The sequence below is a fragment of the Mucilaginibacter sp. OAE612 genome (assembly GCF_041806395.1).
Classification (GTDB): domain Bacteria; phylum Bacteroidota; class Bacteroidia; order Sphingobacteriales; family Sphingobacteriaceae; genus Mucilaginibacter; species Mucilaginibacter rubeus.
Genome location: NZ_JBGMUW010000001.1, coordinates 178,513 through 189,905 on the forward strand (window position 1 = coordinate 178,513; position 11,393 = coordinate 189,905).

The window sequence follows — 11,393 nt, forward strand, 5'->3', positions numbered from 1 at the left end:
GTTTTTCCCTTCTGATTAAATTGCGGCCGATGAGCTTGCCTGTGCGCGGAAATTCCGGGTGAACCTGGTAAGTTGTTTTTTAAGCACGGCGGCCTGCTTCTTCAGTCCTTTGAGTATCTCTTTGCTGTTCCGGGGATCCGCAGTAGTTGAAATAAGTGCAATGGCTAGTTCATTGTCATGCCAGTCGCCGATGGCTGCCTGCACCTGGTCAAGATAAGTTCCATTAAAAGGAAGGTCCAGCTCCGGGCCGGCCAGGGGGTAATTATAAAGCAGTACCTTCAGTTGTTTACGGCAGGTATGTAATTCCTCATTAAAACGGGGAGGGTTTAAAGCTGTAGCAATGATTTCCAGTTGTTGCCTGTAATATAAGGAAAGATGATGTTTACTGATCGGCCTGATCTGCTTCAGCAGTTTGCGTCGTGTTTTTCGGAGCCAGGCGCTGTGCTGATCCTTATCGGCGTTAAATGCCCGGGTGGTGATTTTCATAATCCGCTGTTGCTCCCGGATAAAATCTGTGTTTTCACCAACTGCTCTGCCCAGTTCCTGGTTTATATAGGCATTCCTGATTTCGCCGGCATGCTTAAATATCTTACGAACAGGTTTGAAGCATTTCTCCAGCACAGGATCTTTTGCCGCGCTGTCTCCTAAGATCAAAAGCGCCCGCAGTTTTTTTACCCCGGTGCGAAAACGATGCAAATCTTCCTGTTCGTCATTTTTGACAAAAGAGCGGAGATGGCGTTTCATGGTTCGCCATATTTTAATTATATACTTCTTTTCCGTTTTCTTTTTCATACCGGTTGGCATATTGTTGTTGAAGCCTTGCTGATATCCTCAAAAAAGGGTGCCACATATTCAAAAATACGGCTAAAGCGACAACTCTGGTCCAAAAAAAGGATCTAATTAACCCAATATTATTACATACAAATCACCGGCCGTACAACAGCATGGGATACTTGGTGAGGCAATGATAGAAATAACAATCATTGCTCACCTGCTATGTTTTGAATTGCCTGTGCCCGATGTCTGGATAGTTTTACCCGGAGCTTTATCATATTGGGCCAGGCAACTGTCCAGTGGTTTGCCCTGGTTGTGTACGCAGTCGCAAAAAACTTTACAAGCCTCCGGTTTGGCATTTCCAGCACATCCATTATTGCATTCCATTAATGAATTGCCCGGTCGGATATCATATACGAACTGGTTAATTGCTATTACTGCGGCTATTGTTGCAAAAACGCCTCCAAAAAACACGAACGGAAACTTGTTATTTCGTATTTCAGGTTGCGTTGTATGGCTGTTTTTTTGCTTGAATGGCAAAATGAATTTTAAACGGTCATAATCCCACCCCAGCAAATATAAGTTGGCAAGTACCATTAAGGTGGTGATGCGGGTGCCTTCAAACCTGACGGCGTAGGCCAGTATGCAGATGTTCAGTATAATCGGAAAATAGATTAACGCCCCGAGGAGCCGGGTACGGGGAATCAATAACAGGATAGCTGCTGCAACCTGCAGAACACCAATAAAAGTGTAATAATAACCTGTATGGTGCAACGCTTCTAAATAATGGCCCATCGGTTGATTGGTCGACAAACCGCTGGCGAACCGCTCCCCCATAATTTTAACACTACCGGCAATAAAAAAACCAGCCGCCAGCATTATCCTGTTAAAAGTAGCAAAAAGCTGCATCCATTTATTTCCTTTTGCCTGGTAATGCAATTGGTCGAGTGTGGTAGAAATCGGCATGTTTACCTGTAATTTATGTTCATAAAAGCACTTTGAAATACAAAGTTATTGAAAATAGATTGATATTTGCAAGAAGCAAAAAATCCTCTTAGCGTTAACTTAGAGGATTTCTTTTTCTGTGGTACCAACAGGGAGTGAGCCAGCGCCACAAGGTTAAATAAAGAATTTTTATTTGACTCGCTTGTAGATTTCTATAGATTGGCCATTTGTGGCACTATTAATCACCTGGGTATATTCGTCATGGCCATTCATCGTAACTTTAACGGTAAATTTATTACCCTGAAGAAGCCGGTAGTTTGATATTTGCTCTTCTTCCCTAAGCGTATCATTACTAAAAGTAAATACCCCGGTGCCAAACCCATTTTTAAAGATGGTTTTTTCCTTATTTTGAGCAAGCCTGTGGACGAAAATAAAATGCCCTTCCCAGAATATTTTATACTGCGTTACGTCAGTTGAGATTGTGTCTTTGCCTTTTATTGTATAGGTTCTTTCCATTTTCCACAAGCCGTCAAGCACTGAGCTATCCGCTGACGGGAATTTTTTATATTCTTCCTTCAATGCATATTTTACACCTTTTACCGTGGCAAAGTCGGGGATGACTTGGGTATAACCATCCGGTTTTTTTGTAACCTCAAGATTATACGTTAGGGATGAGTCGAGCGCTCTGCTGGTGTAAATACTATGTTCCTTAAGTCGGTTAGCAGAGTCGAGTGTATAAGTGCCCACACCAAACCCAACAGATGAATCAGGAACGATACTGGCGTATAAATAGTTATGATCTGTGTAGATTTTAATTTGCGTTCGTTTAATAACAGAGTCTTTGCCTCCTCGATCAAGCACTTGTTTTTCAAGTTCATATACACCCGAAAGGCCTGCCTCGGACGACTTCTCTTTTTTCTTGCATCCAAAGATCAAGAAGCTAAATAAAGCTGCGAAAACTAAAATCTTATTCATAATGCTTAAGGTTTAATATGATATAAGGCTTTATTTCGTCTGGCAGTGGTTTTTATTTGGCGGGCGACAACTTCTTGGTAAAAGAGCCAGGTAAAGACAAAATAATGCCTAAAATTTTATCACCATAAATAATGCAATTGGTTACATAAACTTACAAATAATATATATCATAAACAATTTGTTAGTGAATTATTAAAAGCTTGTTAATGAATTTTTTAAAAAGAAGTATGGCCGTTTAATTAGATATGGAGCAATGAGAATGTGAATCAATAATTAGTCGGAGAGAAAAGATGCCTTTAAATGCAAAAAAAGGTCATTTCCTTATCGAAAAATGACCTTCTTATTGCTGTAGTGCAGGCTTTAATTATAACCCACTATTTCCTTTACGATTTACATAAATTAGCAAATTTAGACCTAAAATGAAAACTGTTCAAATTTCTTGCGTCAAGATAGCACAAATGGAGAATACGGAGGCGTTGACCACCTAATTCCGAAATGTCAAACTGGCAATTCCGTTACCCTTGACCATGTTAAGCCAGTGAAAGCTAATTTTTGTCTTTGCAATTAAGAAAACCTCCATATGTAAGATAGGCGGTTTTCTAATAATATTTACCAATGCTGCCAATCGGAATTGAATTATTCGGTCACATTTAATGAATCGATAAGACCGTCCTTAAGTCCTAAATAAAATTTCAGCACGATTGGGCTGCCAGGAAACGTTCCTGAAACCTCCGCGGTTAATACTCCGTTTGAGCCGGATTCCTCATATCGGAGAGGTTTCATCACCGACTTATATTTCTCATTCGCTTCTTCGATCCATTGCCGGATTTCTGCTTTGCCGGTGTGGGTCTTGCCCTCGTCATGAACGATAGCGTTCCCGGTGAAACATTCAGCGTAGGCCCCGCTGTTGTAAGTGTTCTGCGTCTCTACAAATTTGGCTACTAATTGTGGTAATTCCATGATTTTTATTTGTTTGATTTTTAAATTGTCGGCACCGTTCCGCCGTCGATGACGAAATTTGTTCCTGTTAAGTATTTGGCTCTTGGCGAAACCAAAAAACCAACCAGTTCGGCTACTTCTTCCGGTTCAGCGGGCCTGCCGTAAGGTATTCCACCCAATGCATCCATCACACCTTGCTGAGCTTCTTCTACAGTACTATTTGCATTTCTCGCGATCTCGCCCAGCCAGGCTATGGATGCCGATGTATTTATCCATCCAGGCGAAACAGTTAGCACGCGGATACCTTTTGGCGTAACTTCTTTAGATAAGCTTTTGCTATAGTTGATCAATCCTGCTTTTGAAGCTGCGTATGGCAAGGTTGAATCATATAGCGGTAATATGCCTTGGATGGAAGCTATGTGAATAATAACACCGCTTCTTCGATCTATCATTTGCGGTAAAAATCCCCTGTCGAGCCTCACAGGAGCAAGTAGATTAGCTTGCAGGGTTGATAGCCAATCCTCATCACTCAATGCTGAAAAGCCACCGGCAGGTGTCGATGAATCACCGAGGTTATTTATTAGAATATCGAGCCTGCCATAAGTTGACAGCACTTCGCTGATCACTTTTTGCGCATCTTCTGCCTTGCTTAGATCGGAAGGGATAAAATGTAGGCTGCTGTTTTCCTTTTCAGGAGCATTCCTTGCAGTTATAATCACCGTTGCGCCAGCTTGCAACAGCCTTTCGGAGATCGCTCTTCCGGTGCTTTTTGTACCTCCTGTTACCAGGGCAATTTTGCCAGATAGTTCATTGCTGTAATTGATTTGTTGTATCATGATTTTTTAATGTTGTTTTTGATTGTACAAATCTCGACAGTGCCAGAATGCCATACAATTACGGGCTTACGAATCCGATAGGGATAAATTTATCCGTATTGCGCACGTCGTGATGCGAACGTATATTTGTGTTAATGTATGTAAAAAAGATCACTCCCTCACTTAATTGCGGCCTTGACCTGGTTGGTGAAGTGCTGTATGGCAAATGGAAGATCCGCATTTTGTGGTTCATCCATGAAGGCTACTTAAGACCGAGTGAACTGCAGCGGAAGATTCCTGACGTGACGAGACGGGTACTGAATGTGCAGTTGAAGGAACTGGAGGATCATGAAATGGTGACTAAAACTATTTATCCGGTGATGCCACCAAAGGTGGAGTATGAATTGACGGAATTCGGAAAAACGCTGATCCCGCTTATTCGTTCTATTGGCCTTTGGGGTGACGAACATCAGGAACGGCTGCGCAGGGTAATTTTAAAGCACAACGAACCATCGTCAGCTAACACCGGAGAACATCGGCCTAACCCGAGGATCTCGGTTTAAAATAAAAGAGGATCGCAATCCTTGCAGCCTTCTTATAACATTTACCACATTAAAAGCCGTACATACCCGCTGCCGGTAGAGTTTCAGTATAAGAAAAAGGGAATGTGCGCTGCCCGAACGTCTCCGACTTCGGACTGTTATGCTTATTAGCGAGATTGGAAAATGCGCATTAAATAATCTACAGCCACTTTAAAGTAAAAAAAGCCTCTTAGAATTAACTAAGAAGCTTTAAGCTGTGGTACCAACTGGGATCGAACCAGTGACACAAGGATTTTCAGTCCTTTGCTCTACCATCTGAGCTATGGTACCAAACCGTTCCCGTGTTTGGGGAGTGCAAATGTAGCCTTTTTTTTATGTTTGAAAACTTTTTTTTGAAAAAAGTTTCTGCTCGCCTGCTGGTTTTAAATAATTGTGCAGGTAATCAGCTAATTAATTTTCAAATATTTTTTCAATCCCAAAACATTTCGCCCTTTAAACAATTCATTTAACTTTGAGAAAAATACTATGCACGCATAATGATTGCTCAGCTTATATTTATTATCATCCTGGCGGTTGCCGTTTACTTCTTTGGCAAGAACGTGTCTAAAATCAGGCGCAATATTTTGCTGGGTAAAGACACGGAGCGTAACGACCAGCCGGCCCTGCGCTGGAAAGTAATGGCCAAAATTGCCCTTGGGCAAACAAAAATGGTTAAACGCCCCGTAGCGGCGGTAATGCACTTTTTTATTTATATTGGTTTTATTATCATCAATCTTGAAGTGCTGGAGATCATGATTGATGGGATCTTTGGCTCGCACCGCATCTTTTCACATCCTCTTGGTGGTTTGTATGGTTTTTTAATAGGCGGTTTCGAGATGCTTGCAGTACTGGTACTTACGGCATGTATCGTTTTCCTGTGCAGGCGCAATGTTGTGCATCTGAAACGCTTTACTGGGACAGAAATGACTCAATGGCCAAAATCCGATGCGAATTACATCCTCATTACTGAAATATTGCTCATGACCGCTTTCCTGACCATGAATGCGGCCGATTATAAATTACAATTACTGCATTTTGGTCATTACGTTACAGCCGGAAGCTTTCCGGTGAGTTCATTGCTGGCGCCGTTACTGCCTGGTAGCGTTTCGGCATTGGTAATTACCGAGCGTGTTTGCTGGTGGTTTCATATTGTTGGAATCTTGTGTTTCTTAAATTACCTGCCATATTCAAAGCATTTTCATATCCTGTTGGCTTTCCCCAATACGTACTATTCAAACTTGAACCCTAAAGGGAAATTTACCAATATGGCATCGGTTACTAATGAGGTCAAAGCCATGCTCGATCCATCATTCGTTCCCGAAAATAATGGCGATCCCGCCCGTTTTGGTGCAAAGGATGTAACCGACCTTACCTGGAAAAACCTGATGGAGGCATATACCTGCACCGAATGCGGCAGGTGCACCTCGGTTTGCCCGGCTAACATTACCGGCAAACTGCTGTCGCCGCGCAAGATCATGATGGATACCCGCGACCGGATTACGGAAGTCGGCAATAACATTGATAAGCACGGTAAAGACCATCAGGATGATAAATCATTGCTTGACAATTACATTACCCGCGAAGAGCTCTGGGCTTGTACCAGTTGCAATGCCTGTGTGGAAGCTTGCCCGGTGAACATCAATCCGCTGGAGATCATAACAGAAATGCGCCGTTATATTGTAATGGAAGAATCGCAGGCCCCGGCAAGTTTAAATAATATGTTCGGTAACGTAGAAAACAACGGCGCCCCATGGAAGTACAGCCAGGCCGACAGATTTAACTGGGCGGAGGAATAGTTTTACAGATCATAGTTAATGGTTTATAGATCATGGCTGTGAAGGGAAATAAAAATAATTAACAATGGTCCATGGACTATCGACCATAAATAAAACCATGAGCTATGAACAATGAACCATTGGCCATCCCAACCATGGCCGAAATGGCTGCACAGGGTAAGGAGCCTGAAATTTTGTTTTGGGTAGGATGTGCCGGTAGCTTTGATGAGCGTGCCCGGAAAATTACCCGCGATATCTGTAAGATATTGCAGCATGTGGGTATTAGCTATGCAGTGTTAGGTACAGAAGAAAATTGCACCGGCGACCCTGCCAAACGTGCGGGAAATGAATTCCTGTTTCAGATGCAGGCCATAATGAATATCCAGGTGCTTGACGGTTATAATATCAAAAAAATAGTCACCGGTTGCCCGCATTGTTTTAATACCATAAAAAATGAGTATCCCGGCCTGGGCGGCAATTATGAGGTGATCCATCACACGCAACTTATTCAACAGTTGATTGATGCCGGTAAGCTGAAAGCCGAAGGTGGCGAAAGTTTTAAGGGGAAAAGGATCACTTATCATGACCCCTGTTATTTGGGACGGGGAAATGATGTTTACGAGGCTCCGCGCGCGGCGTTAGAGATCCTGGATACCGAATTGGTGGAAATGAAACGCTGCAAATCAAACGGGCTGTGCTGTGGTGCGGGCGGCGCGCAAATGTTTAAGGAACCTGAACCAGGCAAAAAGGATATCAATATAGAGCGGATTGCCGATGTTATAGAAGTCAAAGCACAGGTGGTAGCCGCCGCCTGTCCGTTTTGTATGACAATGCTTACTGATGGCGTAAAAAATCAGGATAAGGAACAGGAGATAAAGGTGCTGGATATTGCCGAGATCACGGTTAGGGCTAATGGTTTATAAACCTTTTGTCCTGAAATAATGCAACGCGCTCTTCAGACTGTCAAATTTGGTGGAGCTCATGTTATGTACCGGTAAATCAAATGTAGTGGCCATTGAGTCGATATTGCCATTGGGATCCTCATAGGTTTGCACAATGATATCATCGGTTTGGGTATTGAATTTTACTGTGCCTGTAGTGTCGCTGCCCACGTAATCAACATTGGTTAAACGGTGCAAGTTGAAAGAAAAATATTCCTGCTTGCCCTGTTGATAAGTTTTCCTTAAACGTAAAAAATAGTCGTTGGTAAGGGCAATCTCCCACTTTTTAAGGTTGATATCAGGCGCGGGGTTAAACGAGGTGCTAAGGCACTTATTACTCCAGTTTAACCATTCCTGTTCGCTCATTCCGGCTTTAAAACCGTAATTTAGCGCACTAAGGGCTAAAATTGATGTAATGAGCGCGGTTTTTCCAATTGATGGCAGAATTGATATTTTCATGACAACAAAATGTAACCCGAAGTTAATAAATTGATATTTTTGGAAATGAAATTTTCTCCACAGTCAAGAGTTTGGATCTATCAGTCGGACAGGAAATTAACCGATCTGGAAGTGCAGCAGATACAGCCCGAGCTGAACAAGTTTACCACCAACTGGACAGCCCACAACAACCAGCTGAAAGCCAAAGGTGAGGTTAGGTACAACCGTTTTTTTATTTTGATAGTTGATGAAAGCCAGGCAGGCGCCAGCGGCTGTTCTATTGATAAATCGGTTCATTTTATGCAGCAGGTGCAGCAACATTTAGGCATCAATCTTTTCGACAGGTTCAATTTGGCTTATCGCGAAGGAGAGGAAGTGCTCTCACTGCCACGCCATGATTTTGAGGCTAAGCTGAAAGATGGTAGCATCAATAAGGAAACGGTTGTTTACAACAACCTGGTGCAAAATTTAACCGAGCTTGAAACTAAATGGGAGGTGCCGTTTAAAGATAGCTGGCATATTCAGCTGTTTCGTGACCTCGTAGCTAATTGATTGCCACGCAATTCAATTTTTTTAAATTTACTGTGCTTAAGCCGTGCAAATGTTTACCTTTGGCACAAAATTTAGATATAAATCATTTTACTGATACTTTATAAATAAGCTAAAAATGAAAGGCTTCATCTCAACAAAAACTTACGGATTTTTAAACTACGTTGTAGCCCTGTTAATGATTTCATCATTATGGACGTTTGATACACTTCATGTTGGCGGTGCTGCTTTGTTCCTGCCTTTGATCATTGGTTGGTTACAGTTGATCATGGCTATCTTCGCTAAAAACGAAATGGGCTTTATTAAGCAATTTCCGATGGTTATGCATAATGTCGGTGATGTAATTATGGGATCATTTTTATTTTGTTCACCATGGGTTTATGCTTTTTCTGATAAATTGGTAGCTCCGCAATTGATTTTTGGTGCTTACCTTTTAATTGTAGGTTGCTTTACCAAAGGTTCACCATTCATTAACCCACAGGTAGAAGAAGATCACGGTGTAAGCTATAATGCTTAATCCTTTTTCCTGAAAAGATATAATACAAAAGAGGTGCTCATTTGAGCACCTCTTTTGTATTATATGCCAAGCTCTTTTGATCGCTGTTCTTCCCGTTGATTACGCATGATTTTAGTGAAACCACGATGATTGTGCTGTTCATCAAACAGCGGGAAAACCAGCCCGCTGCCCCAAAAGCGTGTGCCGTCCTTGCGTACATGATAACGCTCATCGATAGCTCTGCCCCGGCTCAGCGCTTTTTTTAATTCGGCTTCGGGTTTACCTTCGGCAATATCTTCGGGAGTAAAAAAAATCCGGGCGCTTAGGCCTAATACTTCCTGTTCGGTGTAGCCAAGCACTTTTTGGGCACCGGTATTCCAGCTGTTAACGTCACCATTTTTATCTGTAGTGATCACGGCGTAATCTTCCAGGCTGTCCAACACCTGCCTGAAAAATTCCTCGCTCATCCTAAAATAAGTGTCGTCGAAAAGGTCCTGGCTGGTTATAGTGTCACCAAAGGTTTGATATTCGATGAAAATACTGGTATTGTCGACACCACAAACCAGTTGCATGGGCTCGCGGGTGATGCGGTAAAAAGTTTCAAAGCCTGTTGGTAATTTATTTAATTCCGGTTTTTCTTTTATTGGTACAAGTGTTATGTCGACAGCCTCATCTTGCTGTTGGTTCAGGTTGATCTTTACCAATACATATTCGTAGCCTTTTTCAATCAGGTCGCCGAGTAGTTGTGAGGTTAACGGAGTGCGCATTTATGGTAGATTGCTTGTTCAGGCAATTTCAGCACAAAAATGACACCAATTATAACGGTATAACCATCATCGTAGCCTGCTTATAGTTAAAATACCTCGTTAAGTCCCAAAAAGAACCCACTTGAACCATAAGTTCCCCTGGCATAATCAATACATAGATTAGAGCGCGTGTATTTATTAAACAACAGTCGCAAGCCCACTCCGCCACCGGGCTCCCAATACCTGAATAGTTTTATGCGTTGCTGGTTGTTAGCCGTTTCGGCATTGACAAAGGCAACACCGCTGAGCAACTTATTGCTTGTTAGCGGAAAGCGGTATTCGGCCTCATTGTATACAAACGACATGCCTTTAAACCTACCTATAATAAATGCTCTGCCAATGCGGCCATAAGCATCGCTGCCGGTGCCGGGCAGTTCAAGGTAGGGCAGTGCCCCGCTTAATAAATAGTTTGACCAGTGCCACAACGCAAAAACATGTTCGGGGTGAGTTGATGACAGGCTCCAGTACTTCCTGAACTCAAACTTTACCTGCATGGCATTGCGGTTGCTTCCCAGCCAGGTTTGGTTGCTCCGAAAAACTATATCGGCATAAATACCCCTGAACGGGCGGTTAGGCTGGTCGCGGTTATTGAACTGGAAATTGAACAACAAGCCATTAGCCTGGTACGAGTTAACAGGAAAGCCGTTACGGATACTATAGCGGTAGTTATGAGTTTTTGATATGGGGATATCCTTGCGGTCATCATCTATATGGCTGTAATAATTAAAGCTTAACCCGGCACCTACATATATATGATGTGCCAGTTTACGGTAGATGCGCTCATTGGCTTTGATGTATACATAACGGATAGGGAAGGCATCCGGATTGTTTTCAAAGTGGGTATTGTTCATGAAAAAGCTGCCTTCACCAAAACTGCGCCTGCCGGTGCCGAGGCCGTTGTCCATGGCAACGGTTTTCCCTATTTGTACAGTGCCCTGCAGGTTCCACTTGTTTTGAGCCGAAAAAGCGTTTTGTTTAAACTCAAAAGTAGAGAGCCCGCTTGTTGACAGGTAAAAGCCGGCATTAATTACCGAAAGTGTTGTAGTTGAAGGATCACCAAAGTATTTTCCTCCTGATGAGATAACCCCAACGGCAAAACCCACGCTTGGGTTGTAAGCTGCCGATGGTAATACCGACCAATAGGTACGATTTCGTAGCTGTTCGGTAGCTGCGGCAGGTTTGCTGCTTTTGCCGCTGAATATGGAAGCTAAGATTCCATTGGCGTCTACCTGTGTTTGTAACGAATCAACCGGATCGGCCAGGGTTTGGGCAAACAACTTGCAGGTACTTAAAAGTACAATCAAGGTTAAGGTAAGCCGGTAAGCAGCGGGAGCCAATTATTCAGGAATTAATTAGTGT

At 42.7% G+C, this 11,393-nt stretch carries 13 protein-coding genes and 1 tRNA gene; 5 read left to right on the top strand and 9 right to left on the bottom strand.

The genetic code is table 11. The features are described 5' to 3' along the window. Positions 1-15: 15 nt before the first annotated feature. The 5 genes from ABID99_RS00685 to ABID99_RS00705 form a co-directional block, all read right to left on the bottom strand. The gene (locus tag ABID99_RS00685) at positions 16-792 is read right to left on the bottom strand and encodes a CHAD domain-containing protein (protein WP_373612567.1); all 777 of its coding nucleotides are present in this window, start codon (positions 790-792) and stop codon (positions 16-18) included. 195 nt (positions 793-987) lie between these two features. Continuing rightward, a complete protein-coding gene (locus tag ABID99_RS00690) occupies positions 988-1,740 on the bottom strand; it encodes a DoxX family protein (protein WP_373612568.1) in 753 nt (250 codons plus the stop codon). Positions 1,741-1,908: 168 nt separating this feature from the next. Continuing rightward, the gene (locus tag ABID99_RS00695) at positions 1,909-2,694 is read right to left on the bottom strand and encodes a hypothetical protein (protein ID WP_090529557.1); all 786 of its coding nucleotides are present in this window, start codon (positions 2,692-2,694) and stop codon (positions 1,909-1,911) included. A 636-nt stretch (positions 2,695-3,330) separates the two neighbouring features. Beyond that, the gene (locus ABID99_RS00700; protein WP_373612569.1) at positions 3,331-3,654 is read right to left on the bottom strand and encodes a nuclear transport factor 2 family protein; all 324 of its coding nucleotides are present in this window, start codon (positions 3,652-3,654) and stop codon (positions 3,331-3,333) included. 20 nt (positions 3,655-3,674) lie between these two features. Further along, the gene (locus ABID99_RS00705; RefSeq protein WP_373612570.1) at positions 3,675-4,469 is read right to left on the bottom strand and encodes an SDR family oxidoreductase; all 795 of its coding nucleotides are present in this window, start codon (positions 4,467-4,469) and stop codon (positions 3,675-3,677) included. Positions 4,470-4,603: 134 nt separating this feature from the next. On the opposite strand from ABID99_RS00705, the gene ABID99_RS00710 reads away from it, so the two are divergent. After that, positions 4,604-5,011, top strand: coding sequence for a winged helix-turn-helix transcriptional regulator (locus ABID99_RS00710; RefSeq protein WP_373612571.1), 408 nt, complete (start codon positions 4,604-4,606; stop codon positions 5,009-5,011). Positions 5,012-5,247: 236 nt separating this feature from the next. Here the strand turns inward: ABID99_RS00710 and ABID99_RS00715 are convergent. Continuing rightward, positions 5,248-5,320: transfer RNA gene (locus tag ABID99_RS00715), tRNA-Phe, on the bottom strand. A gap of 206 nt (positions 5,321-5,526) precedes the next feature. On the opposite strand from ABID99_RS00715, the gene ABID99_RS00720 reads away from it, so the two are divergent. Continuing rightward, positions 5,527-6,825 (top strand): 4Fe-4S dicluster domain-containing protein, encoded by a 1,299-nt coding sequence (locus ABID99_RS00720; RefSeq protein WP_373612572.1) that lies wholly within the window; start codon positions 5,527-5,529, stop codon positions 6,823-6,825. A gap of 104 nt (positions 6,826-6,929) precedes the next feature. Further along, the gene (locus ABID99_RS00725; protein WP_090529509.1) at positions 6,930-7,727 is read left to right on the top strand and encodes a (Fe-S)-binding protein; all 798 of its coding nucleotides are present in this window, start codon (positions 6,930-6,932) and stop codon (positions 7,725-7,727) included. On the opposite strand, the gene ABID99_RS00730 is transcribed toward ABID99_RS00725, so the two are convergent. Continuing rightward, positions 7,722-8,204 (bottom strand): hypothetical protein, encoded by a 483-nt coding sequence (locus tag ABID99_RS00730; RefSeq protein ID WP_090529506.1) that lies wholly within the window; start codon positions 8,202-8,204, stop codon positions 7,722-7,724. The two genes, ABID99_RS00725 and ABID99_RS00730, sit on opposite strands and share 6 nt — an antisense overlap. Before the next feature lie 45 nt (positions 8,205-8,249). Between ABID99_RS00730 and ABID99_RS00735 the strand changes: the two genes are divergently transcribed. Both ABID99_RS00735 and ABID99_RS00740 read left to right on the top strand, forming a co-directional pair. Then, positions 8,250-8,735: an ABC transporter ATPase gene (locus ABID99_RS00735; protein ID WP_090529503.1), complete on the top strand. Its 486-nt coding sequence runs from the start codon at positions 8,250-8,252 to the stop codon at positions 8,733-8,735. Positions 8,736-8,850: 115 nt separating this feature from the next. Next, positions 8,851-9,249: a hypothetical protein gene (locus ABID99_RS00740; protein ID WP_090529500.1), complete on the top strand. Its 399-nt coding sequence runs from the start codon at positions 8,851-8,853 to the stop codon at positions 9,247-9,249. A gap of 59 nt (positions 9,250-9,308) precedes the next feature. On the opposite strand, the gene ABID99_RS00745 is transcribed toward ABID99_RS00740, so the two are convergent. Then, entirely contained in the window at positions 9,309-9,995 is a 687-nt protein-coding gene (locus tag ABID99_RS00745; protein ID WP_090529497.1) for a PAS domain S-box protein, read from the bottom strand. Between the two features lie 86 nt (positions 9,996-10,081). Beyond that, the gene (locus ABID99_RS00750; protein ID WP_139159990.1) at positions 10,082-11,338 is read right to left on the bottom strand and encodes a BamA/TamA family outer membrane protein; all 1,257 of its coding nucleotides are present in this window, start codon (positions 11,336-11,338) and stop codon (positions 10,082-10,084) included. Positions 11,339-11,393: the final 55 nt, after the last annotated feature.